The organism is Faecalibacillus sp. (assembly GCF_047023275.1).
Lineage (GTDB): Bacteria > Bacillota_I > Bacilli_A > Erysipelotrichales > Coprobacillaceae > Faecalibacillus.
The window spans coordinates 16,126-42,357 of sequence record NZ_JBKYAR010000003.1 but is presented as its reverse complement, the minus strand read 5'-3'; the positions used below and the strand labels follow the sequence as shown (position 1 = coordinate 42,357).

Annotated in this window: 28 protein-coding genes and 1 riboswitch; of the genes, 26 read left to right on the top strand and 2 right to left on the bottom strand. The window is 30.8% G+C overall.

Translation table 11 applies throughout. The annotated features are described in order from the left end of the window. Window positions 1–4 precede the first annotated feature (4 nt). The 18 genes from ACLVEP_RS01820 (at window position 5) to rpsO (ending at window position 17,716) form a co-directional block, all read left to right on the top strand. Window positions 5–1,912, top strand: a complete 1,908-nt coding sequence (locus ACLVEP_RS01820) for an FAD-dependent oxidoreductase (RefSeq protein ID WP_412582435.1) — start codon at window positions 5–7, stop codon at window positions 1,910–1,912. A gap of 99 nt (window positions 1,913–2,011) precedes the next feature. Beyond that, window positions 2,012–2,380 (top strand): hypothetical protein, encoded by a 369-nt coding sequence (locus tag ACLVEP_RS01815; protein ID WP_412582434.1) that lies wholly within the window; start codon window positions 2,012–2,014, stop codon window positions 2,378–2,380. Continuing rightward, entirely contained in the window at window positions 2,262–3,179 is a 918-nt protein-coding gene (locus tag ACLVEP_RS01810; RefSeq protein ID WP_412582433.1) for an MFS transporter, read from the top strand. Before ACLVEP_RS01815 ends, ACLVEP_RS01810 begins: the two co-directional genes overlap by 119 nt. Window positions 3,180–3,357: 178 nt before the next feature. Continuing rightward, window positions 3,358–3,927: a manganese efflux pump MntP family protein gene (locus ACLVEP_RS01805; protein WP_412582431.1), complete on the top strand. Its 570-nt coding sequence runs from the start codon at window positions 3,358–3,360 to the stop codon at window positions 3,925–3,927. 13 nt (window positions 3,928–3,940) lie between these two features. Further along, window positions 3,941–4,885 carry a calcium/sodium antiporter gene (locus tag ACLVEP_RS01800; protein ID WP_412582429.1) on the top strand — a complete coding sequence of 315 codons (945 nt, stop codon included), beginning with the start codon at window positions 3,941–3,943 and terminating at the stop codon, window positions 4,883–4,885. A 515-nt stretch (window positions 4,886–5,400) separates the two neighbouring features. Then, window positions 5,401–6,684 (top strand): group II intron reverse transcriptase/maturase, encoded by a 1,284-nt coding sequence (gene ltrA, locus ACLVEP_RS01795; RefSeq protein WP_412582427.1) that lies wholly within the window; start codon window positions 5,401–5,403, stop codon window positions 6,682–6,684. Between the two features lie 126 nt (window positions 6,685–6,810). Beyond that, window positions 6,811–7,650, top strand: a complete 840-nt coding sequence (locus tag ACLVEP_RS01790) for an HAD family hydrolase (RefSeq protein ID WP_412582426.1) — start codon at window positions 6,811–6,813, stop codon at window positions 7,648–7,650. Beyond that, window positions 7,638–8,351, top strand: a complete 714-nt coding sequence (locus ACLVEP_RS01785) for a DUF554 domain-containing protein (RefSeq protein WP_412582424.1) — start codon at window positions 7,638–7,640, stop codon at window positions 8,349–8,351. Before ACLVEP_RS01790 ends, ACLVEP_RS01785 begins: the two co-directional genes overlap by 13 nt. 74 nt (window positions 8,352–8,425) lie before the next feature. After that, entirely contained in the window at window positions 8,426–9,748 is a 1,323-nt protein-coding gene (locus ACLVEP_RS01780; RefSeq protein WP_412582422.1) for an NCS2 family permease, read from the top strand. A 139-nt stretch (window positions 9,749–9,887) separates the two neighbouring features. After that, entirely contained in the window at window positions 9,888–11,006 is a 1,119-nt protein-coding gene (locus ACLVEP_RS01775; protein WP_412582420.1) for a 6-phosphofructokinase, read from the top strand. Between the two features lie 106 nt (window positions 11,007–11,112). Then, window positions 11,113–12,255, top strand: a complete 1,143-nt coding sequence (locus ACLVEP_RS01770; protein WP_412582418.1) for a D-alanyl-D-alanine carboxypeptidase family protein — start codon at window positions 11,113–11,115, stop codon at window positions 12,253–12,255. A gap of 88 nt (window positions 12,256–12,343) precedes the next feature. Further along, window positions 12,344–12,667 (top strand): anti-sigma factor antagonist, encoded by a 324-nt coding sequence (locus ACLVEP_RS01765; RefSeq protein WP_412582416.1) that lies wholly within the window; start codon window positions 12,344–12,346, stop codon window positions 12,665–12,667. Beyond that, window positions 12,664–13,089 carry an anti-sigma F factor gene (gene spoIIAB / locus ACLVEP_RS01760; RefSeq protein WP_412582414.1) on the top strand — a complete coding sequence of 142 codons (426 nt, stop codon included), beginning with the start codon at window positions 12,664–12,666 and terminating at the stop codon, window positions 13,087–13,089. The genes ACLVEP_RS01765 and spoIIAB overlap by 4 nt, the downstream gene beginning before the upstream one ends. Further along, window positions 13,082–13,807 (top strand): SigB/SigF/SigG family RNA polymerase sigma factor, encoded by a 726-nt coding sequence (locus ACLVEP_RS01755; RefSeq protein WP_412582413.1) that lies wholly within the window; start codon window positions 13,082–13,084, stop codon window positions 13,805–13,807. Before spoIIAB ends, ACLVEP_RS01755 begins: the two co-directional genes overlap by 8 nt. 26 nt (window positions 13,808–13,833) lie before the next feature. After that, complete coding sequence (lepB, locus tag ACLVEP_RS01750) at window positions 13,834–14,340, top strand: signal peptidase I (protein ID WP_412582412.1); 507 nt, start codon at window positions 13,834–13,836, stop codon at window positions 14,338–14,340. 200 nt (window positions 14,341–14,540) lie between these two features. Further along, window positions 14,541–16,298 carry a phosphoenolpyruvate carboxykinase gene (locus tag ACLVEP_RS01745; protein WP_412582411.1) on the top strand — a complete coding sequence of 586 codons (1,758 nt, stop codon included), beginning with the start codon at window positions 14,541–14,543 and terminating at the stop codon, window positions 16,296–16,298. 27 nt (window positions 16,299–16,325) lie between these two features. Further along, on the top strand, window positions 16,326–17,339 hold the full coding sequence (locus tag ACLVEP_RS01740) for an AI-2E family transporter (protein ID WP_412582410.1): 1,014 nt from the start codon (window positions 16,326–16,328) through the stop codon (window positions 17,337–17,339). Window positions 17,340–17,449: 110 nt separating this feature from the next. Continuing rightward, entirely contained in the window at window positions 17,450–17,716 is a 267-nt protein-coding gene (rpsO, locus tag ACLVEP_RS01735; RefSeq protein WP_048924511.1) for a 30S ribosomal protein S15, read from the top strand. Between the two features lie 86 nt (window positions 17,717–17,802). Here the strand turns inward: rpsO and glmS are convergent, their stop codons facing one another. Then, on the bottom strand, window positions 17,803–19,626 hold the full coding sequence (glmS, locus tag ACLVEP_RS01730; protein WP_412582407.1) for a glutamine--fructose-6-phosphate transaminase (isomerizing): 1,824 nt from the start codon (window positions 19,624–19,626) through the stop codon (window positions 17,803–17,805). A gap of 310 nt (window positions 19,627–19,936) precedes the next feature. Between glmS and ACLVEP_RS01725 the strand changes: the two genes are divergently transcribed. After that, window positions 19,937–20,485, top strand: a complete 549-nt coding sequence (locus ACLVEP_RS01725; RefSeq protein ID WP_412582406.1) for a hypothetical protein — start codon at window positions 19,937–19,939, stop codon at window positions 20,483–20,485. A gap of 26 nt (window positions 20,486–20,511) precedes the next feature. On the opposite strand, the gene ACLVEP_RS01720 is transcribed toward ACLVEP_RS01725, so the two are convergent. Next, complete coding sequence (locus tag ACLVEP_RS01720) at window positions 20,512–21,702, bottom strand: acetate/propionate family kinase (protein WP_412582404.1); 1,191 nt, start codon at window positions 21,700–21,702, stop codon at window positions 20,512–20,514. A gap of 98 nt (window positions 21,703–21,800) precedes the next feature. Beyond that, window positions 21,801–21,901, top strand: a riboswitch (TPP riboswitch). A gap of 58 nt (window positions 21,902–21,959) precedes the next feature. Between ACLVEP_RS01720 and ACLVEP_RS01715 the strand changes: the two genes are divergently transcribed. From ACLVEP_RS01715 to ACLVEP_RS01685, 7 genes are all read left to right on the top strand, one after another. Further along, entirely contained in the window at window positions 21,960–22,475 is a 516-nt protein-coding gene (locus ACLVEP_RS01715; protein ID WP_412582402.1) for an energy-coupled thiamine transporter ThiT, read from the top strand. A 79-nt stretch (window positions 22,476–22,554) separates the two neighbouring features. After that, a complete protein-coding gene (locus ACLVEP_RS01710) occupies window positions 22,555–23,112 on the top strand; it encodes a DUF402 domain-containing protein (protein ID WP_412582400.1) in 558 nt (185 codons plus the stop codon). Next, window positions 23,087–23,557 carry a tRNA (adenosine(37)-N6)-threonylcarbamoyltransferase complex ATPase subunit type 1 TsaE gene (gene tsaE / locus ACLVEP_RS01705; RefSeq protein ID WP_412582397.1) on the top strand — a complete coding sequence of 157 codons (471 nt, stop codon included), beginning with the start codon at window positions 23,087–23,089 and terminating at the stop codon, window positions 23,555–23,557. Before ACLVEP_RS01710 ends, tsaE begins: the two co-directional genes overlap by 26 nt. Beyond that, window positions 23,535–24,140, top strand: a complete 606-nt coding sequence (gene tsaB / locus ACLVEP_RS01700; protein ID WP_412582394.1) for a tRNA (adenosine(37)-N6)-threonylcarbamoyltransferase complex dimerization subunit type 1 TsaB — start codon at window positions 23,535–23,537, stop codon at window positions 24,138–24,140. Before tsaE ends, tsaB begins: the two co-directional genes overlap by 23 nt. Then, window positions 24,131–24,571, top strand: a complete 441-nt coding sequence (gene rimI, locus ACLVEP_RS01695) for a ribosomal protein S18-alanine N-acetyltransferase (RefSeq protein ID WP_412582392.1) — start codon at window positions 24,131–24,133, stop codon at window positions 24,569–24,571. Before tsaB ends, rimI begins: the two co-directional genes overlap by 10 nt. Window positions 24,572–24,573: 2 nt before the next feature. After that, a complete protein-coding gene (gene tsaD, locus ACLVEP_RS01690) occupies window positions 24,574–25,596 on the top strand; it encodes a tRNA (adenosine(37)-N6)-threonylcarbamoyltransferase complex transferase subunit TsaD (protein ID WP_412582390.1) in 1,023 nt (340 codons plus the stop codon). A gap of 1 nt (window position 25,597) precedes the next feature. After that, window positions 25,598–26,230 (top strand): redox-sensing transcriptional repressor Rex, encoded by a 633-nt coding sequence (locus ACLVEP_RS01685; RefSeq protein WP_412582388.1) that lies wholly within the window; start codon window positions 25,598–25,600, stop codon window positions 26,228–26,230. The last annotated feature ends 2 nt before the right edge of the window (window positions 26,231–26,232 follow it).

Sequence of the window (26,232 nt, the reverse complement as noted above, 5' to 3'; positions counted from 1 at the left end):
AAATATGTATCAACAATTATTTACACCAATGAAAATTGGAAAATTAGAAATTAAAAATAGATTTGTTGTTCCAGCGATGGATAGTCACTATACAAATGAAGAACATTATTTTACAAATCAAGCTGTTAATTACTATGGAGAAAGAGCAAAAGGTGGGTTTGGTCTCATTTTTACTGAATTTTTATGTGTCAGTGAAGAAGGGCTTGCTGAAAAAACACAAGCAGGAATTTATGACGATTGTTTTATTGAAATGCTTTCAAAAATTACAACAAGAGTTCATGAAAATGATGGTAAGATTTTTGCTCAACTTCAACATTCAGGAAGACTTCAAGGAAAAGGGACGACAACTCTTATACCAGTAGGAGCTAGTAATTTACCTAATCCTTCTAATCCTCAAAAAGTTCATGAACTAACAATAGATGAAATTCAAATAGTTATTCAAAAATTTGTGGATGCCGCTTTACGCGCTCAAAAAGCAGGATTTGATGGTGTGGAAATTCATGGAGCTCATGGGTATTTGCTTGCTCAATTTTTATCAAAAGATGTTAATAAAAGGGTTGATCAATATGGTGGAAATATTACAAATCGTGCACGTATTGTTTGTGAAATTGTTGAAGCCGTTAAAAAAGCCTGTGGACAAGATTATCCAGTTGTTGTAAGAACAAGTGGTGATGAAGGATATGTTGGTGGAAACAGTATTGAAGATGCGATGGTTCATGCGATGTGTTTTGAAAATGCTGGAGCAGATGCGATTCATATTTCTTATGGTGAGGCCATTCGTTCTTATTATGTAAAAAGCGGTTTTAATATTGAAAATGTTAAAAGAGTCAAAGAAGTTGTTTCTATTCCTGTTATTGGCGTAGGTAGAATCAATGATGCAACACTTGCCTTAAGTGCTATTCGCTCTCAAGCTATGGATTTTGTAGCTTTAGGAAGACAATCTATTTGTGATCCTCATTTTCCTGAAAAAGTACAAGAAGGAAGATTAGATGAAATTTTAACATGTACAGGATGTATGCAAAGATGTCTTTATACTAATATGTTTGAAGAGGGTTATGGAACTTCATGTATGATTAATCCATTCAGTGGCAAAGAAGGAGATTGGATCATTGAAAAGACAGACCATGTTAAAAAGATTGCCATCATTGGGGCTGGCCCTGCCGGTTTACAAGCTGCTTGGGTTTTAGCTAACAGAGGACATCAAGTCACTGTTTTTGAAAAAGAAAATGTGGCAGGTGGTCAATATCGTTTGGCAGCAGTACCTACAATGAAACAGGATTTAGCGAAAACTATTTCTACTTACCTTGCTTTTTGTCATAAATATGGTGTAGAAATTCAATATAATACATATGTGACAAAAGAATTTTTAGAAAATAAAAACTTTGATGAAGTGATTGTTGCTTGTGGTTCTAAACCAGTTATTCCTCCAATTGAAGGAATTGATCATGAAAATGTCTATAGTGCTTTAGATATTTTATCGTTCAAACATTTATTAAAAGATCAAAAAGTTCTTGTTTTAGGAGCAGGACTTGTTGGGGTAGAAACAGCAGAGGTTTTAGCAGAATATGGAAATCAAGTTCATGTCGTCGATATGCTTGATAAAGCAGCTCCACTTGCACCTAAAAGACCAAGACTTAATTTATTGGATCATCTAAAACAACTCAACGTGACATTTACTTTAGAAAGTAAGGTCTTAAAAATTAATCAAGATGGTATTGTTTATGAAAAGAATAATCAATTAGAAACACTTTCACATTTTGATACCATTGTTTTAGCTTTTGGTTCTAAAGCAAATCAAGATCTTTATCAAAAAATAAAAGGGGAACATGTTCATTTAATTGGTGATGCATCTCTTGCAGGAGACGCTAAAAAAGCTATCTTTGAAGCAACTCAACTTGCTTTAAAACTTTAGAAAGGGAAAACCCTTTCTTTTCTTTTTTCAAATTTTGAAAATAGCATCATCTTTAAAAAAATATGTTAGAATGTATTTTACGATTAGGGAGGAAGAAATATGTCACTAAAAGCAAAATATAATTTTTTACATTTATTTTATTGGTTTACTGGATGTTGTATCAATGGATTTATTGCCGTTTTCTTACAATCAAAAGGTTTATCAAATACGGAAATTGGAATCGTCACAGGTGGTTCTTGTGTTGCTACAATTTTCTTATCACCATTTATGTCATCTTTAATTTCTAAAATTAAAGGGATGACAATTAAAAAACTCATGACAATTTTAATGTTAACAACTGTTTCTTTATATGATGGCTTTTTTACCAATACCAGCCTTTTTAGTTATGATTTTTTATGTCGTTATGTATGCTTTAAATATGTCTACAGTACCTATGCTTACGATGATTGCAATGAATTATATCAATGAAGGAACATATGTTAACTTTGGACTTGCTCGAGGAATTGGTTCAGCTTCATGGGCAACAAGTGCTTTGATTTTTGGACAAGTGGTTTCTTTTTTAGGAGCTAATGTTTTATCTATTGCATATTGTATCTTTGCCTTAGTGACATTATTTATTTTATATCATTTACCTGAATCAAAGATTACAGAAACAAAAACAGAAGAAGTTCAAGAAGAAGGATCTGTTATTACGGTTATTAGAAAATATAAAATTTTCTTTTTCTTACTTTTAGGTTTCTGTTTCATGTTCTCTGGAGCAACAGCAATTGGAACTTATTTAATTAATATCGTTAAAAGTTTAGGTGGAAATACATCGTTATATGGCGTAGCTATGTTTGCTATGGCCTTTAGTGAATTACCAGTCATGATGACTGTACCAAAATTGATGAAGAAATTTAATAGTGTTACTCTTATTTTAGTTGCATCTATTTTCTATATTTGTCGTAACTATACCATTGGACTAGCACCAAATCTTGTTGTTTTAATTATTGGAATGATGTTCCAAGGACTTTCTTATGGTTTATTTACAGGTGTTATTACTTACTATGTAACTTATAATCTAGATACTCAAGACCAAATGTCAGGACAAACAATGATTGGTATTATGACATCAGGAATTGGGTCAACTTTAGGAAATGTTCTTGGAGGTGTTTTACAAGATACTATTGGTTTAAATGCCTTATTTACTTTTGTTTATTTAATGACAGCTCTTGGTGCAGCTATTATCTTTATTTGTAAATTTGTTAGTGTAAAAGTCAAAAAATAACTTGCTTTTAATTAAAGACTTTGATAATATCAAGATGTTGAATGAGGGAGTAGTACACGTCTTAGGACGCGGTTTGTCAACATCATGGCGTAAGCCTGGCAAATCTTAAAGAACGAGACTCATGCATAAGTTTTTTTATGCATGGGCCTCTTTTATTTTAGGAAGAAAGGAATTTGGTATGAGTTTATTTATTGAAATCTTTTTGATTGGTGTAGGTCTTTCAATGGATGCTTTTGCGGTATCTATTTGTAAAGGGTTATCGATGAAGAAGGTAAAAAAGAGAGATGTTTTTATTATTGCATTATTTTTTGGAGGCTTTCAGGCTTTAATGCCTTTTACAGGATGGTTTTTAGGAAGAGGTTTTGAAAGCTATATTACGAGTATTGATCATTGGATTGCTTTTATTTTATTAGGTATTATTGGTGGAAAGATGCTTATTGATGGTATTAAAGCAGAAGATGATGAAGAAGAGGGAGAATTTAAATTAGATTTAAAGGAATTGTTTTTACTTGCTATTGCAACATCTATTGATGCTTTAGCTGTAGGAATTACTTTTGCCTTTTTGAATTATCCAATTGTGGAATGCATGAGTATTATTGGTTGTACAACTTTTGTTATTTCTTTTATTGGTGTTTATATTGGTAAGATTTTTGGGTCAAAATATGAACATAAGGCAGAAATTGCTGGTGGGATTATTTTAATTGTAATTGGTTTGAAAATTTTATTAGAACATCTAGGAATATTTTAAAGGAGAGAGTGGTATGACAAATATTTTTATTTCGTTATTGGTTCTTGTTGTAGGTTTTGCCTTATTAATGAAAGGTGCTGATTTCTTTGTAGAAGGGAGTTCTTCTATTGCAACAAGATTTCATATTCCTTCATTAATTATCGGTTTAACAATTGTAGCGATGGGAACAAGTTTACCTGAATGTGCTGTCAGTATTACAGCTTCGATGGATGGAAACAATGCTTTAGCAGTTGCTAATGCTGTTGGTTCAAATATTTTTAATTTAATGGTTGTTTGTGGTATTTCAGCTTTATTTGTGCCTATTGCAGTACAAATTGATACACTAAAAAAAGAATTTCCTTTTTCTATTGTTTGTGCCATTTTATTAATGGTTTTAGGTTATTTAGGAATGACATTAGGGCGTATTGATGGGCTTATTTTCCTTGCTTTATTTGTGGGATATATTGTCTATATGATTATGTCAGCGAAAAAGGCGATGAATACATATCAAGAGGAAGAAGAAATTAAAGTTATTTCAATGGGATTGAGTTTGATTTATATTGTTGGTGGTGCTATCGCTATTAAATTTGGTGGAGACTTTGTTGTTGAAAGTGCCTCAAGTATTGCCTTATCTTTAGGTATGTCACAAAACTTAGTGGGTCTTACCATTGTTGCTCTTGGAACTTCTTTACCAGAACTGGTTACTTCAATTGTAGCAGCTAGAAAAGGTGAAGTAGATATGGCTCTTGGAAATGTCATTGGTTCAAATATTTTTAATATTTTATTAGTTTTAGGGGTGGCAGCAACAATTAGTCCAATTACTTTTATTTTTGAAAATATTATCGATATTCTTGTTTTAACTGTTTTTTCAGTTATTGTCTTATATTTTGGGTTTACAAAACATAAAATTGATCGTAAAGAAGGAATCATCATGCTTCTTCTTTATGTTGCATATTTAGCTTATATTATTATGCGTTAGAGAGCAAAGCTCTCTTTTTTTGTGTATGACGGGCATGTTTTACATCTAAGGTGAAAGTCCTTCATGAGCGTAGTTGCCAACGAATCATATAGCGACTTGCAAGTTTCACATCGCGAGGTGTGGGAGAGAGGAAGCAATAGCGAAATCGTGGCCCAAAGAACATGAACTGGATAATAAGGCGTATTAAGAGGATAAATTGGCACAAAGCAATGAAGTCCAAAAGGCAACCGTAATCTTAATGTGTAAATCCAGTGGGTAAACGAGGAAAGATGTATGACTTATCCCGTGAGGTCTCACTAGCGATAGAGTAGTAACAACGAATAGTGAGAAGTCAGCAGACGGCATAGTAGGTATGAACAGAATACTGAAGGCCTGAATAATTAAATAGTGCAAAATGAATGTATGTTTCTAATACGTGTTTGACAGTACAAAGTAGATGAAGCGTATTTGAGTCAAAATGTATATAAACCTAGAACTTAGTATTAGAAAGCGGAAAGGAGAAGAGCACACAAGTTATGTCTAAATTACTGAATGAAATTCTATCCAGGGAAAACATGCTCATTGCTTACAGGAAAGTAATTTCTAATAAAGGGGCAAGTGGAGTAGATGGTGTAACAGTTGAAGAAATCAAAGATTATGTCAATCAAAACTGGAAGAACATCAAGAAACAAATTGAAACAAGAAATTATCGACCTCAACCAGTCAAAAGGGTTGAAATACCGAAACTCAATGGTGGTATTAGAAAACTTGGTATACCAACCATTATGGACAGGATTATCCAACAGGCGATGATACAAAAATTAGAACCAATATGTGAACCTTACTTTAGTGGTTACAGTTATGGATTCAGACCAAATCGAAGTTGTGAAAAGGCAATACTCAAACTTTTAGATTATTTAAATGAAGATTATATTTGGATAGTCGATATTGACCTAGAAAAGTTCTTTGACAATGTACCACATGATAAACTTATGAGTTATGTACATAATATTATCAATGATGGAGATGTAGAATCCTTAATAAGAAAATATCTGCAAGCAGGAGTGATGTCAAAGGGACGATATGAAGCAACAAACAAAGGAACACCGCAAGGTGGGAATATTTCGCCGTTGCTTTCAAACATACTGCTCAATGAACTGGACAAGGAACTAGAAGCAAGAGGACTGCACTTTGTAAGATATGCGGATGATTGTGTCATAGCGGTCAAAAGTGAAGCAAGTGCAAAGAGAGTAATGCGAACAATCACAAACTGGATTGAAAAGAAGTTAGGATTAAAGGTCAATATGACAAAGACACATATTACAAAACCGGATAATTTAAAATATCTGGGATTTGGATTCTATTACAATCAACAAACCAAAGCATGGAGAAGTATACCACACAAAGATTCAGTTAAAAGTTTTGAAAGAAAACTAAAACAGCTAACTTGTAGAAGAAAGAATATGAGCTTTAAAACAAGAGTTGGACAATTGAATCCAGTGATTAGAGGATGGATAAATTACTATGCCATTGGCGATATGCAGAGAACTATGATGAAAATAGATGCACATCTACGAACAAGACTAAGAGTGATACTATGGAAGCAATGGAAAGTACCAAGCGGAAGATATCACTGGTTAAGAAAATTAGGAGTCAATCATAATTTGGCAAGACAAACATCATACATGGGAGATCATTATCAATTTGTAACGACCAAAACATGTGTGGTAAGAGCGATATCAAAACAGAGGTTAATCAACAATGGATTGGTCAGCTGTTCTGATTATTATTTAATAAGACATAAATTGAAATTTAATTAAACCGCCGTATACGGAACCGTACGTACGGTGGTGTGAAAGGGAAAATTTGATTAAAAGTTTTCCCTATTTGATTGATAAAAAAGAGAAAAACAATTAAAATAGAGTCATTGAAAAAGGGGTAGAAACATGAAAAAAATAGTATTTTTAGATATAGATGGAACATTAGTCACACCAAATTATCCTTTATCAGCTCTTGTAAAAAATGGAATTCAAAAAGCAAGAGAGAATGGACATTTGATTTTTTTATGTACAGGAAGAAATCGTGTAGGTATAGAAGGGATTATGTCTGATGATTTTGATGGTTGTATTTGTTCAGCCGGGGGTTATCTTGAAATTAAAGGTGAAGTGATTGAAACAACTTATTTAGAAAAAGAAGAAGTCAACAAAGCAAGAAAGGCCTTTGATCAAAATCATATTCTTTATAATTTAGAATCAACTTATATGACTTTTGCCAGTGATGAATTACGTCATTATTTTGCCCATGCCTTGTTAGGTGATGAAGGCACTAATTCAGAGTTTGAAAGATTAAAAGAACAACAAAAGAAAGAATATCATATGGTTGATATTAGTGAATATCAAGAACAAGGAATTCATAAACTTTGTTTTATTGCCTTTAATAGAGAAGATATTGAAAAAGCAAAAGCACTTTTACCAGATTATCATTTTATTGTTCATGAAATGTTTAGCCAACACTCTATTAATGGTGAAATTATCAAAAAAGGAATTGATAAGGGGTTGGCCATTAAAAAAGTTGTTGAAACACTTCATATGAAAATGGAAGATACCATTGCTTTTGGAGATAGTATGAATGACTATGAAATGTTACAAGTTTGCCATTATGGTGTAGCAATGGAAAATGCCTGTCAAGAATTAAAAGAAAGTGCCGATAAGATTTGTGAAAGTGTTGAAAATGATGGTGTGTATTATGAAATGGAAAGGTTAGGATTATTTGAATGTTTGGATTAGGAACGCTTGTTAATACCATAGCCGTTATTGCAGGTGGCATTATTGGTTTATTGTTTAAAAATGGTTTAAAGAATAGATATCAAGAAACAATTATGCAAGGAATTGGTTTAGCAGTTTTATTTGTTGGTATTTCTGGTGAGATGACGGGGATGTTAAAGATTTCTAAATCAACAATAGAGTCAACAGGTTCTTTAATTCTTGTTTTATCTTTATGCTTTGGTGCACTTATAGGAGATTTTATTAATATTGAAAAAAGAATTGAACAATTTGGTTTTTATTTAAAAAGCAAAGTAAAAAGTAATGATTCTAAATTTATTGAAGGTTTTGTTTCAACTTCACTTGTTATATGTGTAGGAGCCATGGCCATTGTTGGTTCTTTTCAAGATGGTTTACTACATGATCCAAGTATCTTGATTTCTAAAGCGGTCATGGATTTTGTTATAGTAATGGTTTTTGCTTCAACGCTTGGAGTAGGTACTATATTTTCAGCAATCCCTATCTTTGTTTATCAAGGATTACTGACGGTTTGTGCTTCTTTTCTAGCACCTTATTTTACGACAACTATGATTTCTAATATTTCATTTGTTGGTTCAGTTTTGATTTTTGCGGTGGGTACTAATTTATGTTTTCATACTAAAATTAAAGTTGGTAATCTTTTACCTGCAGTATTTATGCCCTTATTATTAGCACTTTTTATGTAAGTGCTTTTTTTGTTTGCTTGTCAGTTGATTAAAAATGATGTACGATAATAGCGTTTTAAAGAAGGGAGAAATTTATGTTAGAAAAGTTTTTCAAATTAAATGAAAAGGGCACTACAGTGAAAACTGAAATTTTAGCAGGTGTGACAACTTTCTTGGCAATGGCCTATATTTTAGCTGTCAATCCAGCAATGCTTGGTGAAACTGGAATGTCTGTTCAAGGGGTTTTCCTTGCAACTGCTATTTCTTCTGCAGTGGCAACAATTATTATGGGATTAGTGGCAAACTATCCAGTTGCTTTATCTGCAGGTATGGGAGTTAATGCTTTATTTACTTATACTATTTGTTTTGGTATGGGATTATCTTATAAAGGGGCATTAGCTTGTGTCTTTGTATCAGGAATCATTTTCTTAGTAATTTCAATTACTGGAATTAGAACAATGATTATTAATGCAATTCCTGCTCAACTTAAATTGGCAATTGGTGCAGGTATTGGATTCTTTATTGCTTTTATTGGTTTAAAAAATGCAGGAATCATTGTAGCAAATGAATCAACATTTGTTGGTCTTGGTAATTTACAAGAACCAACAGTTATTTTAGCAGTAGTTGGTATTTTAATTACTTTATTACTTTTAACTAAAAATGTTCCTGGAGCTGTTTTCTATGGTTTAGTTGTTACAGCTGTTGTGGGAATTATTGCTGGAGTTTGTGGTGTTAAAGGAATGCCAGAAATTCCTACTGGAGTTATTTCATTTGACTTTGATTTTTCATTAGTAGGAGCATTTGCTTCAGGACTTGGAGAATTAACTTCACATCCACAATGTTACGTAGCAATCTTCTCATTATTATTCGTTGACTTCTTTGATACTGCAGGAACTCTTGTTGCTGTATGTAATAGAGCTAATTTAGTAGATGAAACAGGAAATCCAGAAAATGTAGATCGTGCTTTATTAGCAGATTCAATTGGTACTGTTATTGGTTCTGTTGCAGGAACTTCAACTGTTACATCATTTGTTGAATCAACTTCAGGTGTTGAAGTAGGGGGAAGAACTGGTTTAACTGCGGTTACTACTGGGGTATGCTTCTTATTATCTGTTTTCTTCTCACCATTACTTTCATGCGTTACAAGTGCAGTGACAGCGCCAGCGTTAATTATTGTTGGTGTCTTAATGGCACAACAATTAAAAGGAATTGAATGGGATAATCTTGTTTATGCAGCAAGTGGATTCATGACAGTTATTTTTATGATCTTAGCTTATTCTATTTCAAATGGTATTGCTATTGGATTTATTACATATACAGTTTCTATGATTGGTGTTGGTAAAATTAAAGAAATCAAACCAATTGTATGGATCTTAGATGTTTGTTTTGTAATTTTCTTAGTATTTTTACCAAAATAGAGAATTAACGAGTTTTACGATAAGTTTCGTAAAACTCTTTTTTTTATGAAAAAATTACGTATCTTGTAAGCGTTTACAAAAAAGTATTGTTTTTTCTTCTTCTAGAATTTATAATTATATAGTATGGAGGAAGAAAATTATGGGAAGTACTGTCAAAAAAATTGCATTATTATCTGGTGGAGGTGATTGTCCAGGCTTAAATGCTGTTATTCGTACAATTACTAAAACTGCAATCTCTAAATATGGTTATGAAGTGATTGGATTTGTTTATGGATATAGAGGGTTATATCATAATAATTATGTTGAACTTACTGAAGAAACAGTAGAAGATATCTATAAAGAAGGGGGAACTATTTTATATAGTTCTAATAAAGATAATTTATTTGATTATTTAGTAGATGATGGACACGGTGGAAAAGTTAAGAAAGATGTTTCGGATGTTGCTGTGGAAAACTTAAAAAAAGATGGTGTTGATGTTTTAGTTATTTTAGGTGGAGATGGAACACTTACAAGTGCTAGAGACTTTTCTAGAAAAGGTGTCAATGTTATAGGTGTACCTAAGACAATGGATAATGATTTAGCAAGTACTGATGTGACTTATGGATTTATTTCAGCAATGTCAGTAGGAACAGAATTTATTGATCGATTACAAACAACAGCAAAATCACATCATCGTGTTATTTGTTGTGAGTTAATGGGTAGAGATGCTGGATGGATTACATTGTATGCAGGTCTTGCTGGAAATGCAGGTGTATGCTTAATTCCAGAAATTCCTTTTACGATTGAAAACATTGCTAAAGCGATTAAAAAACGTGATGAAATGGGCTTACCATATACAGTTGTAGCTGTTGCTGAAGGTGCTAAATATGCAGATGGAACAAAAGTTATTGGAAAAATTGTTGAAGACAGTCCAGATCCAGTACGATATTCGGGATTAGCTGCTAAAGTAGCAGATGATTTAGAAAAAGTAATTCCAAATCATGAAGTACGTTCTGTAAATCCAGGACATATTATACGTGGTGGAGATATTACAGCATATGATCGTATTTTATCAATTCGTTATGGTGTTGCGGCAGTTGAACTTATTAATGAAGGAAAATTTGGAAACGTTGTTACAATTAATGGTGATAAAATGGGATATACTTCTTTAGAAGAAGTTATTGGTGCGGCTAAGATTGGTCAACAAAAACATGTTGATCCAAATGGTGAATTAGTAAAGGCTGCTAAGGCTATCGGTATTTCATTTGGTGATGAATAATGTTAGGTTTTAACCTAACATTATTTTTTTGCTATAAAAATGATAAATAATGGTTATTTTATAAATAAACTGCCAAAAAAACATATAATATGTTGAGGCGATCAAAATGTTACAAAAGAAAATATGTTTATTTATGATTATGCTTTTAATGATTTCTTCAATCAGTCCTGTTTATGCAAATGAACTTGCTCAAGGGGCTCAAAGTGCTATTTTAATAGATGCTCATAGTCAGCAGGTTTTATATTGCAAAAATGAAACAAAGAGATTATATCCAGCTTCAACCACAAAAATAATGACGATGATTTTATTGTTTGAAGCAATTAAAGAAAAAAGAATAAAATGGAATGATACCCTTAGTTGTTCAGCTTATGCAGCAAGTATGGGAGGAAGTCAAGTTTACTTAGAAGAAAATGAGACGATGAGTGTTGATGAACTTTTTAAATGTGTTGCGATAGCTTCAGCAAATGATGCATCTGTTTTAATTGGAGAAGGAATTGCAGGTAGTCATCAAGAATTTGTTAAAATGATGAATGAAAAAGCACAAAGTTTAAAACTTGTTAATACACATTTTGAAAACTGTACGGGATTACATGATGCTAATCATTATACATGTGCTAAAGATTTAGCAACGATGGGAGCTTATTTAATTAAAATAGGGGGTAAAAAATTATTTTCAGTTACTTCTTTATATGATAGCTATATTAGAGAAAAAAATCAGCAAAAGTTTTGGTTGGTCAATACAAATAAACTTTTAAAACAATATCAAGGTGTAGATGGTTTAAAAACGGGTTATACTAAAGAAGCAGGGTATTGTATTGTAACAACATGCAAAAAAAATAATTTGAGATTAATAGGAGTTTTAATGAATGAAGATAAGCCACAAACGAGAAATGAAGATATGAAAGGTTTATTGAATTATGGCTTTTCTAAATATCAACAAGTTAAACTTTATCAAAAAGGTGAAATTCTTGATACTTTAAAGATGAAAGATTTAATTGAACAAGAAGTAAATGTTATTAGTTTAGAGGATATTTATTATTTAAATGATAAGGCAAATACTTCTAAGGTAAAGGCAAAAATCAATTATCATGATATTAAATTGCCTATTTCTAAAAATGAAGAAATAGGTGACTTGGTTTTAACCAAACAGGGTAAAAGGGTTGCAAGTTATCCTGTATATTTAGAAAAAAATGTAGAAAAAATGAATTTTTTAAATAAGTTAATGAGAGTCTATAAATCGCTGATTTAGACTCTTTTTTTGTCTTTATTTCTAGTTTTGTCGAATCTATTTTTTTTATTTTTAAGATGAGCTAAGATGCTTGTAAGGAGATGAAAAAATGAAAAATAAAATGGAATATAAAATAAAAGATGATCAATTAATCATTTCATTTTATGGAGAAATAGATGGTTATAATGTGTCATATTATCGCAATAAATTAAATGTTATTCTTGCTATGAATGATCAAGACGTTATTTTTGACTTTAAACATACAACATTTATAGATAGTGCAGGTGTAGGACTTGTTTTAGGAAGATATCAACAATTGTCAAAAGAAGGAAGAAAATTATTTTTAAGTAGATTGTCTAATACGGCTTATAAGGTCTTTGAGTTAAGTGGTTTGTTTGAAATTATGGAATATATAAAGGAGGCTCAAATATGACCAATGAAATGTCATTGTCTTTTAGTGCGGCTCTAGAAAATGAACCGTTTGTAAGGACATGTATTGCTTCTTTTGTTGTTTGTTTAAATCCTACGATTGATGAAATCGTAGAGATTAAAACTATTGTGGGAGAAGCTGTTTCTAATGCTATTATTCATGGCTACAATGGTGATAGAGGCTGTTTAGTTAAAGTCAAAGCATTTATTGAAGATGATATGTTGACAATTTATGTGATTGATAAAGGAAAAGGAATACAAGATATTGAAAAGGCCAAACAACCGATGTTTTCTTCTAAAAAAGAATTAGAGCATGCAGGAATGGGGTTAAGCATTATTGAAGCTTTATGTGATGAAATGACTATTGAATCTTCTTTGGATTTAGGAACTCGACTTATGATGAAAAAAAGAATTGTTCATGACTAGAGAAGATGTTTTAAAGAGTATTGAATTAGCGCAAAAAGGGGATCAAAGTGCTAAAGAACTTATTGTTAAAAATAACTTAGGACTTGTATGGTCAATCGTTCATCGCTTTAAAAATAATTATTATGATAAAGAAGATCTATTTCAAATAGGATGTATTGGACTTATGAAAGCGATTAATAATTTTGATGTTCATTATGGTGTACAATTTTCTACGTATGCTGTTCCTATTATTATGGGGGAAATTAAGAGATATTTTAGGGATGATGGTACAATTAAAGTATCTAGATCATTAAAAGAACTTAATTTAAAAATTAATAAAACGAAAGAAAAGTTGATTACACTTTATGGCTATGAACCGACGGTTCAAGAAATAGCAAAAGAATTAGAAGTAGATGTTATGGATGTAGTAGAGGCTATAGATGCTTCTTATTATCCAACATCATTATCTGAGCCAATCTATGAAAAAGACGGATCTACCATTTCGATGGAGGAAAGAATAGAAGATAAACATCATACGATGTGGTTTGAAAAAATAGCTTTAAAATTAGAAATTGAAAAACTTGATGAAAAAGAAAAACTTATTTTATATATGAGATATCAATTAGATTTTAATCAAGAAAAAGTGGCACAAAGATTAAATATTTCTCAAGTGCAAGTTTCAAGACTAGAAAAGAAAATTATTACAAAGTTAAAAAAACATTTGAATGAATCTCATTAAGTGATATAATTCATTCAGGTGATTTTATGAATGAAAGAAAAGAAAGTACAACTTCAATTATATTAGAATATATCAAAGTCATTGTTTTAACAGTAATTGTTACTTTTATATTTTTACAGTTTGTACAAATATCAAGAGTTAATGGTTCAAGTATGGAAAATACTTATTTTCAAAATAATATTGTTTTAATTGATAAAGTTTTTTATAAACGTAGTCAACCAAAAAAAGATGATATTATTATTGTTGATTATGATGATGGCTTAGAGGATACACTTATTATTAAAAGAGTTATTGCTGTAGGTGGAGATCATCTAGATATTAAAAATAATGAAGTTTATATCAATGGAAAAAAACTAAAAGAAAACTATATTAAGGAAAAGATGAATACGGAAGATATTTCTATAGATATTCCTAAAGGGAAAGTATTTGTCATGGGTGATAATCGTAATCATTCTTTAGATTCTAGAAAGTTGGGTTATTTTGATTTTGATGAAGATGTCATTGGTAAAGTGTTTTTTAAGATTCCTTTATAGGAGTCTTTTTTTGTATAGATATGCAATAAAAAAATATCTATGTAATAAATAAATCTTAATTGTATAATTTTAAGTAAAAAAATCAAAAAATAAGTCATATTTTTAATGTTTTTATTTTGCTTGTAAAAAAATTTATGGTAAGATAATGTCAATCAATAAGGCAATGTATGGGGAATCTTATTGGTGGAAAGGATGATAAAATGTCATATAAATTTAAAATTACTAGAGGAAATGCAATTCTTAACTTTTCAGAAGAATACTGTCAATCACGTTGTGAGTTGATTGAAAGCGAATCTTTTGCACGTGTACTTAAAGGGTATGTACACGATATCAAAAGAAAGAAAACAACAGCTTATGAATACTTGAGAGAAGTACAAAAAGAAAGTATTGATATTGTTGATGATTTGAGAACGGTTTTTAGATTATTACTCGTTATGGATCCTAAGGAATTAGCTTCAATTTATCCTAAATTTGCTCCATATTTTAGAGATATGGATGAATTTACACAAGTGATTGAAGATATCTATTTATTCTGGCGTCGTTTACAACGTTACAGTGTGGTTTATAACGAAGAATCAAGAGGGGGATATCAAAACGTTCAATTCGCTGATGCACAAGCTAATTTTGAAGCACTTGTTTTATCAGTATATCGATCAATTAAAAATAAATGTATTGGACAAAGTGAAAATGTTTTACGTCAAATCACTGCTGGTGTTAATGCTGGTTTACGTGTTTCAAATATGCGTTCATTTTTACCATATGAATATCGTTGTTTAGACAATATTCCATTTATTGAATCAGTTATTATTCATCCACCTTTTATTACATATTCAAAACGTAATAAAAGAGATGGGGTTTTCCCTGAAACAAAGAGAAACCCACTTGAAGATTTAAAATTTGATCCAGATCAATGGTTCTGTTATCCTGCAAAAGTAGGAGACTTATTATGTTTTGTTTATTTCAATGTCGCTTATATGGCACAAGGGGTTACTTTATGTAACTTATTCCAATTAGCAACAGAAGAAGAATATCGTAATAGAAAACCAGATATGATCTATGTTTATGGTTATGAAGATGGTAAAAAACATCAATATTTCTATCAAGATGATGAAAATGATATGATGGTTGCTTTACTTTCAGCAAATGATGAATTTGATTATTTTGGTTATATGAAGAAAATGATGCTTACATTACACAATGTAAGAAAAATTAATAAAAAACAACTTCCAATCCATGGAGCAATGGTACAAATTACTTTACAAAGTGGAGAAACAAAAAATATTGTTGTTATGGGTGATAGTGGTGCTGGTAAGTCTGAAACAATTGAACAAATTAAAGTTTATGGGGCTGCTTACATTAGAGAATTAATCACTGTTTATGATGATATGGGATTATTATCATTAGATGAAAAAGGAACAGTTAAAACATCAGGTACAGAAATTGGGGCTTTCGTAAGACTTGATGATTTAGATGCTGGTTATAGTTTTAAAGAATTAGATAGATCTGTTTTCATGAATCCAGATAAAGTGAATGCACGTATCGTTATTCCAATTACAGAATATAAAGATGTTGTTGCTAAACATGATGTTGATATGTTCTTATATGCTAATAACTATGAAGAAGATGGTGAGTCATTAAGTTTCTTTGATAATGTTGATGATGCTCTTAAAGTATTTAGAGCTGGTAACCGTATGGCTAAAGGAACTACAACTGAATATGGTTTAGTAGGAAGCTACTTTGCAAATCCATTTGGTCCTGTTCAAAGACAAGATCAATGTGAACCATTATTACAAGATTATTTCCAACGTATGTTTGATCAAGGTGTTAAGGTTGGACAATTACGTACACGTTTAGGAATTAAAGGTAATGAACATAATGGACCTAAAGAAGCTGCTACAGAAATCTTAAAATTTATCACAGGTGAAAAAGAATTAAAAATGTTAGAAGATGATGAATAATCATCTTCTTTTTTTATATTTTATAATATGGAAAAGAAAAAACGTTGGTTAATAAATTTTTTATATTATGGAATTATTTTTAGTATAGGGTGTTTAATTCTTTATATTTTATTTAAGAAATGCTTAATTGTTGTTTTAAGCTATTTATCAGCAATTTTATTAAGACCATGTATTGATTTGATTTTAAAAAAGATGCATATAAAAAATAAAATACTTTTAACAATGATGACAATGATGATCTTTATTTTGATATATATCTGTTTATTTCTTTTTATTCTATTTTCTGGATTTTTCTTTGTTAGTACACTTTCTTTTTTACCAGATTTTATTGAAAATCTTTATCAAGAACTTCTAACACATCAATATCTTATTTCTTTTTTTACACAATTTTATCAACAAATTCAAATATTTATTCAAAATATTCTTTCAACAAGTGTTCATTATCTTGTATCATTTGCAATGAATATGGTTCATTTTATTGCGTGTTTTTTTATTTATTTTTTTTTAACACTTCTTTTTTTATTTCATCAGCCTTTTTTTCTAAAAGATAAAGAAGGTTTTTATACAATGCTTATATCTTCTTTTATAGAAACATTCTTTATTGTTATTAAAACATATAGTATTTTATTTATTGTGACGTTTATAGGGCTTTTTTTAGGCTTTAAAGTTATTGGTATAAAACAGGCTTTAAATTTATCTTTTTTTATTTCTTTTTTTGATTTTTTTCCAATATTAGGAATTGAAATGATTATGTTTCCTTGGATTATCATACTTGCTTTATTAAATCAAACTGCTCTTTCATTAAAACTTTTAATTCTTTATGGGATTATTGCATTGATGAGAAATATTTTAGAACCGCATTTGTTATCTAAAGAAATCAAAATACCTGCACTTTATATGTTTGTGACTATGTATCTTTTGATGAAGTTTATCGGGATTTGGGGACTTGTTGTTGCACCATTCATATTATTAATCTTTAATAATATGAAGCAAAAAAACAATATACAAGAGATTAGAAAAATAATTAAAAAAAGTCTTTGAAATTATAAAGTATTTTGTTATAATAGTCGTGCAACAATGTCTAGGATATGCGAATACTCAACGTATAGCTTGGATATTGCCAAGATATTAACATACGGAGGATAAATGAAATGTTAACTAAACAAGAAAAACAAGCTATCATGAAAGAATATGCTACTAAAGAAGGAGATACTGGTTCTCCAGAAGTACAAATCGCTGTATTAACTGCAGATATCAACAAATTAAATGGTCACTTCAAACAACATCCAAAAGATAAACACTCAAACAGAGGTTTATTAAAGAAAATTGGTAGAAGAAGAGATTTATTAAAATACTTAAAAAATAAAGATATCGAAAGATATGCTTCTTTAGTAAAAAGATTAGGATTAAGAAGATAGTTAAAAAAGCGCATGAGCGCTTTTTTTTAGCATAATAAAATATGCTATAAAAAACTCTATGAAATGCACATCATAGAGTTTTCTTTTTATTCAACTGTAACTGATTTTGCTAAGTTACGAGGTTTATCTACATCGCATCCTTTAAGACCAGCAGCATAGTAAGCAATTAGTTGTAAAGGTACAGCAACTAAAACAGATTGTAAGATTGGATCAACATCAGGTAAAATATATGTTTCTTTAACATTTCCTACCTCTTGTCCATTGATTGTAAATAAGATAACATTGGCACCACGTGCAATTGTTTCTTGAATATTAGAAATTGTTTTAGCAGCAATGCGAGGTTGCGTTGCAACAGCAATTACTAAACTTCCTTGTTCAATTAATGCAATTGGGCCATGTTTTAACTCACCTGCAATATAGGCATCAGCATGAACATATGAAACTTCTTTTAATTTTAAAGCTCCCTCTAAAACAGTTGCATAGTCTAAGCTTCTACCAATATAATAAGCATCTTTTAAATCTTTTAAATAAGACGCATAGTGTTCAAATATTTTTTCATCTTTTAAAATATTTTCAATATGTTGAGGTAAAGAAGCAATACCTTCAATAATACGTTTATAATCTTCATTTTCATTTCCTAAAGCTTGAGAAATATACATGCCAAGTAATAATAAGACAATTAATTGAGTTGTATAAGCTTTTGTTGAAGCAACAGCAATTTCAGGACCAGCACATGTATAAATTGTATGGTCAGCTTCACGAGAAATAGATGATCCTAAAACGTTTGCAATTGCAATTGTTGTACAGCCTTTTTCTTTAGCTAAACGTAAAGCGGCCATTGTATCAGCAGTTTCTCCTGATTGAGAAACAAAGACGCACATTGTTTTTTCATCAACGATTGGATCGCAATATCTAAATTCACTTGCTACTTGTGTAAAAGTTGGGATCCCTGTTAATCTTTCTAAGATATTAGCTCCTGAAAGACAAGCATGATAAGCAGTTCCACAAGCAACAAAGTAAGCTTTATTGAAAGTTTTAAATTTATCGTGAATAGCATCTAATTCAGGTAAAACAATTCTATCAGTTCCTTCAACACGACCTCTTAGTGTTTCAGCAATGGCATAAGGTTGTTCATGAATTTCTTTTAACATAAAGGTATCATAACCACCTTTTTGAGCAGCTTCATTATCATATGGAATAGTAGTGATTTCTTTTTCAATAGGATTTCCATATTGATCAAAGAAAGAAATATTTTCTTTATTTAAAACAGCAATTTCATAATCTTCTAAGAAATAAACGTCTTTTGTATAATCTAAGATTGCTGGAATATCACTAGCAGCAACAGAAGCATCTGCTGTTTTTCCAATAACTAATGGGCTATCTTTTTTAGCGATAAAAACTTTATCAGGTTCAATTGTTGAAACGATACATAAAGCATAACTTCCTTCAATTCGAGTAATAACACGTTGTAATGCTTTTAACATATCTTTTTCTTTTTTGTAGTAGTAATCCATTAAATGAACAACAACTTCACTATCTGTTTCAGAATGAAACTTATATCCTTGTAAGATCAAGATTTCTTTTAATTCTCTATAATTTTCAATAATCCCATTATGAACTAAAGAAATAGTTTCATCATTGTTTGTATGAGGGTGAGAATTCAAATTTGATGGGATTCCATGAGTTGCCCATCTTGTATGACCAATCCCTACATGTCCTAAAATATTTTCATCTTTTAATAAGTCTTTTAAATTTTGAAGGCGACCTTTAGCCTTCTTTGTAAATAAATGATTATTTTCAATTGTTGTAATACCGGCTGAATCATATCCTCGGTATTCTAGTTTTTCAAGCCCTTGAAGTAAAAATGGAAGAGCTTCTTTGTTTGCACTAATAGCAGTAATTCCACACATTAAAAAATCCTCCTTTTATATATTTATATGTGTGGTTATAAAAAAGAGGATACCGGATGAATTTGTTTTACAATCACTTGTAGGTTTTGTTCATCGTTTAGGTAGTATCATACCTCTAGACCATCCGCCGAATCTTTCGATAAGTCTAGTCCTCGTCAACTGCAATGCAGTCCTGGCGCTCATGTTTTAAGTCTCATTTTATAACCGCATCTATTATATAGAGTACTTATTTATAAATCAACACCAAATTTTTTTAAAAAAAAGAAGAAAAAATAATTTTTTTTTACGATATAATAATGGAGGTGTTTTTATGAAAGGCAAAAAAATAGAAATGTCTATGGAACATAATATGGATGAAATGAAAAAATCTTTAAAAAATTTGAAAGAAACAGAATGTTACGATGTAGAAAAATATACCTATTCTTTGTTGCATCAAACAAGACAATTGGAATACTTCTATTGTCAGTTGGTAGAAGATGAAAATAATGAACCGGATCAAACATATTATCATGTACATCGTCGACCAATGATCCATCAAATGGCTTACTTTAATATAGGCAGGGGATTTCCTAAAGAATTGATGGATGGTCATTGGTGTTATGTTTTAAAAGATTTTGGGTCTAAAATGTTGGTGATTCCTTGTACATCCATAAAAAAAGATGCAATAGAATCTACAGAATATGAGCTAGATATTGTTGCTAGAATTAGAAAATATCGCATAAAAAGTAGAATGCAGATAAGTGATATGCGTGTTGTTGATATTCAAAGATTAGATATGAGAAAGACATTTTGTGATGTGCTTACAGATAGGAAAAAAATAAAAGATTACATAAAACATATTATTTTTGAAGAAAATTAAAAGGTCTCGTTTGAGACCTTGATTTTTTATAAGTTTAATAATCTCTTAGTATCTCTAGCGATAACTAATTCTTCATTTGTAGGGATAACATAAACTTTAACTTTACTATTTGGTGTAGAGATTAAACGATCACCTTTACCATTAACATTAGCATCATCATCGATTTCAATACCTAAAGCTTCAGCTAATAAGTTACATATTTCTTTTCTAGCAAAGAATGAATTTTCTCCAATACCTGCTGTAAAGCAAATAGCATCAACTCCTCCTAAAGCAATGAAGTAACGACCGATATAAGCAATTACTCTTCTAAAGAAGATATCTAAAGCAAGTTGTGCTCTTTCATTACCATTAGCAGCAGCTTCTTGTACATCTCTAAAGTCACTAGATACACCAGAAACACCAAGTAAACCAGATTCCTTATTAAGCATCTTGATGACTTCTTTCATATCTAATCCAACTTCTTCAATCAAATAGTCGATAACTGAAGGATCAACATCTCCAGAACGTGTACCCATCATGATTCCAGCAAGAGGAGTGAAGCCCATAGATGTATTGATTGATTTACCGTCTTTGACAGCAGTTAATGAACCACCAGCTCCTAAGTGAGCCACAATGATACGTGAATGTTCAGGATTTCCCATCATTTCACGGCAACGAGATGAAACATAGAAATGACTTGTTCCATGAGCACCATATTTACGCACTTTGTTTTCTACATAATATTTGTAAGGAATTGGATAAATATAGCTTTTTGGTTCTAATGTTTGATGGAATGCTGTATCAAAAACAGCAACGGCACCAGCATTAGGAATTGCTTCTTTAAAAGCATAGTATCCTGTTAAGTGAGCAGGGTTGTGTAAAGGTGCCAATGATTTTAGTTCATCGATTTTAGAAACAACATCTTCATCAATAATGACTGATTGATCAAAATAAGCCCCACCTTGTACAACACGGTGACCAACACCTTTGATTTCATCTAAATCTTTAACAATTTCTTTTTTAATTAAAGTGTCTAATAAAAGTTGAACGGCAACTTTATGGTTTTCAATTGGTAAAGTTGTAACATCTTTTTCTCCATTATACTTAATAGTAAAGATAGAATCATCTAAACCAATTCTTTCAATAACACCAGAAGTGATAACGGTTTCATCATCCATTTCGAATAATTGGAATTTTAAAGATGAACTTCCAGCGTTTACAGAAATAATTTTTGACATAACATTTAAGTCCTCCTTATTAATACTTTTCCATTATAACACTGACAAGGAAGAAAAAACTATAAAAAGATTGAAAAAAGAAGAGATTGATTTATAATAAGACTTGCCAGGGGCGCAAAATGCTGAGAAAGGTGATAGCCTTGTCCCTTATAATCTGAACTAGGTAATGCTAGCGTAGAGAGTGCAAAATAGTTTATTTGCCTTTTTGCGTATGTAAAAAGGCTTTTATTTTGCCTCGTTTTTAAAGGAGGATGAATATGAAAATTAAATTAACTACGAAGAATATGGCTTATATGGCAATGTTTGCGGCAATGCAAGTTGTTTTAGAATATTGCACTAAATTTTATGAGATGCCAAAAGGTGGTAACTGTGCCTTTTCACTTGTTGCAATTATTTTATGTGGCTATTTAATGAATTGGGGTTATAGCTTAATCGTTTCTCTTGTTTGTTTAGGACTACATTTTGCTTTAGGACTTGCGACATTCTATGGTCCTTTATCTGTAATCTTTGATTATTTGTTACCAATGATCTTGATTGGTCTTACACCACTTATTCCTTTATTAAAGGTAGGCAAGTATGAATTGCCTATTGGAATTGTTGTAATGGGTGTTTTAAAAACAATTTGTCATTTAATTTCAGGATGGTATGCTTTTCAAACACCATTAAAAGCAAACTTAACTTATAACTTACCTTATAATATAGCTACAATCATTGCATGTTTTGTTTTGTTTGTGATTTTATATCCAAGACTTAAAAAAGCAGTTCATTTATAAGACTCGTTTCGAGTCTTTTTTTCTTTGAAAGAAAGATGAATTTGTGTATAATGTAAATGTTAATAAGGAGTCGTTTGTTGTGGAAGATATTGTAGGAAAGAAAATCTTAATACATGGATATAAACATAATGGTAAAATACATAGATGTTGGTCGAAGGGGCTTGTTTTACAAGAAACAGATGATCATTACATTGTTATTAATAATCGAACATTGGTGACAGAATCAGATGGAAGAATGTGGCATACACGTGAACCTGCCATTTGGTATATGCCTAAACATAAATGGTATAATGTGATTTGCATGATTAGAAAAACAGGTGTGTATTATTATTGTAATATTGCTTCACCAACTTTATATGATGGAGAAGCTTTAAAATATATTGATTATGATTTAGATTTGAAGGTTTTTCCAGATGGAAATTATCGTATTTTAGATCAAGAAGAATATCGTCAACATGCTCGAGAAATGGGCTATAGTGATGAATTAGATAAGATTTTAAAGAAGCAGCTAGATATTTTGATTGAATTGGCTATAAAAAAAGGTGGACCATTTGATCAGGATTTTACTAAGAAATGGTATAGTTTTTACCAAGATTTAAAAGAGGGTTATTATGGAAAAAGTGATTACTATAAATAATAGAGATGAAACATTAGCTTTTGGTGAATATTTAGGAAAATTACTAGAACCTCATATGTTGTTGACACTTAATGGTGATTTAGGTGCAGGAAAAACAACATTTACTAAGGGAATAGGAAAAGGTTTAGGTGTTAAAAGGATTATTAATTCACCGACTTTTACAATTTTAAAACAATATCAAGGAAATTATCAATTATCTCATTTTGATGCTTATCGATTAGAAGGGCAAAGTGAAGATTTAGGTTTTGAAGAAATCTTTGATAGTGATGATATTTGTGTGGTTGAATGGCCAGAATTTTTAGAAGAAATTTTACCTCAAGAACGTTTAGCAATAACGATTAAAAGAATAGATGATGATCAAAGAGAATTTGTTTTAAATCCAGTTGGAAAAAAATATGAAGAACTTGTAAAGGAGATTGATTATGAAAACAATTGTCATGGATAGTGCTAATAAATATTTAGTAGTAGCTTTATATGAAAATCAAAAATGTTTAGCTTCTTTACAAGAAGAAGGAAATCGAAAACAATCAGAATATGCAATCGTTTATTTGCAAAAATTATTGCAAGAAAATCATTTGAAGATGAGTGATTTTGATGAAATGGTCATTACAATTGGTCCTGGTTCTTATACAGGAGTACGTGTTGCATTAACAATTGCTAAAACATTAAATGCGACAATGAATATTAAAATAAAGACAGTTTCTTCATTAAAAGCAATGGCAGGAATGAAAAAAGCAATTTCGATTTTAGATGCCAGAAGTAAAAAAGTGTTTTTAGGTATTTATAATGAAGGAAAAACAGTTGTTGAAGATTGTATTATTTCTTTAGATGAGTTTGAAAATTATCAAAAGCAATACAGTGATTATGAAATTGTTGGGGATACAGAGTTAATAGGATTATCAGAAAAAGAAACTGATCTTGCTCATAATATTTATGTGCTTTCAACTTTAGAAAAAGAAATAGAAAATGTGGATGGTCTTGTTCCAAGATATATTAAGGAAGTCGAGGCTAAGAAGATATGTCAATAAAAGAAATGAAAGAAGAAGATTTAAAGAAAGTTGTAGAATTAGAAAAAGATCTTTTTCTATCACCTTGGAACGAAGAAGATTTTAAACATGAAATAAAAGAAAATCCCATGGCGGGATATTATGTTATGGAAAAAGAAAACCAAATTATTGGATATATCGGACTATGGTTTTTAGGAGATCAATGCCAAATTACAACGATTGCAACAGATCGTCATTATCAAGGACAAGGTTATGCGAGTCAATTGATGGAATATGCTCTTGAAAAAAGTGAAGAGTTACATTATCAAAATGTTAACTTAGAAGTACGTGTTTCAAATGTAAAAGCAATAGCACTTTATCAAAAATTTGGTTTTAAAAATGTTGCTATTAGAAAAAGGTATTATAGTAATGGTGAAGATGCTTATTTAATGATCAAGGAATTGGAGGGATAGAAATGTCTTTATTATTAGCAATCGAATCAAGTTGTGATGAAATGGCTATGGCTGTTTTAAAAGATGATAGAGAATTTTTAAGTAGTGTGGTTGCCAGTCAAATTGATATACATGCTATGTATGGGGGTGTTGTTCCTGAAATTGCTAGTCGTAAGCATGTAGAATGTGTGTCGGTTGTTTTAAAAGAAACATTAAAAAAAGCAAATGTAAAAATGGAAGATATTGATGCTATATGTGTAACAAAAGGGCCAGGACTTGTTGGTTCTTTACATATTGGTTTACAAGTAGCTAAGACACTTTCCTTAGCTTATGATAAACCATTAATTGGTGTTCATCATATTGCAGGACATATTTATGCTAATAATTTTGAAAAGGATATTATTTATCCTGCATTGTGTCTTGTTGTTAGTGGTGGACATACAGAACTTGTATTGATGAAAAAACCGTATTCGTTTGAAGTAATTGGTGAAACTTTGGATGATGCTGTAGGAGAAGCCTATGATAAGGTAGGAAGAGTATTAAATTTACCTTATCCTGGAGGACCTGTTTTAGATAAAATGGCACATTTAGGAAATGCAAGTTACCATTTACCTAAACCTTTAGATGATGATAGTTATAATTTCAGTTTTAGTGGTTTAAAATCTGCGGTAATCAATTTAGCACATAATCATCATCAAAAAGGATTGGAAATCAATCAAAATGATTTAGCCACTTCTTTTCAAAATGTTGTAGTTGATGTTTTAGTAGATAAAACAATGAGGGCTGCTAAAGAATATGGTGTTAAAGAAATTATGCTAGCTGGTGGTGTTTCAGCAAATAAAGGGTTAAGAGAAAAAATGACAGCTCAAGTAGCTATGCTAAAAGGTGTGCAATTATCCCTTCCACCGATGAAATGTTGTACAGATAATGCAATGATGATTGCTTTAGCAGGAAAAGTTATGTATGATAATAATAAGTTTAGTGACTTATCGCTTGGCATTAAACCACATCTCGATTTAGAATTAGAATCAATAGGAGGGGATTAGTGTGGAGAAAAAAATATCGAAAGCGACGATGTCCCGTTTTCCTGTTTATTTAAAAGCACTTAGAAAAATGCAACATGAAGGAAAAGAAACATGTTTGTCGAGTGAACTTTATGAAATTACAGGAATACAAGATACAACAATTAGACGTGACTTTACATATCTATCAAAAACAGATAATTTTGGAAGACGTGGTCGAGGCTATGATGTAAAGCATCTTATTGATGGATTAAGTGAGGTATTAGGTCTTGGATTAGATGAGCCTATTATTTTAATTGGTGTTGGTAATTTAGGAAGTGCCATTTTAAAGTATAATCGTTGGCAGTATACAGTTGGTAAAATTGTCTGTGGTTACGATATGGATAAAAATAAAGAAGGGGAAAGATTTGGGGTTAAAATCTGTCATATTGATAGATTAGAAGAAACTTTCCCAAGCGATTGTAAAATTGCTATTTTAGCAATTTCAGAAAATGTTCAGGAAACAGTAGATCGTTTAATGAAATTGGGTATTAAAGGAATTGTAGATTTTACACATAGTCATTTTATGGTTCATGAAGGCGTAGAAGTCCAAACAGTAGATGTTGTGGTAGCTATTCAAGAATTAGTAATTAAAATGAAATCAAATGATCAAGAATAGGG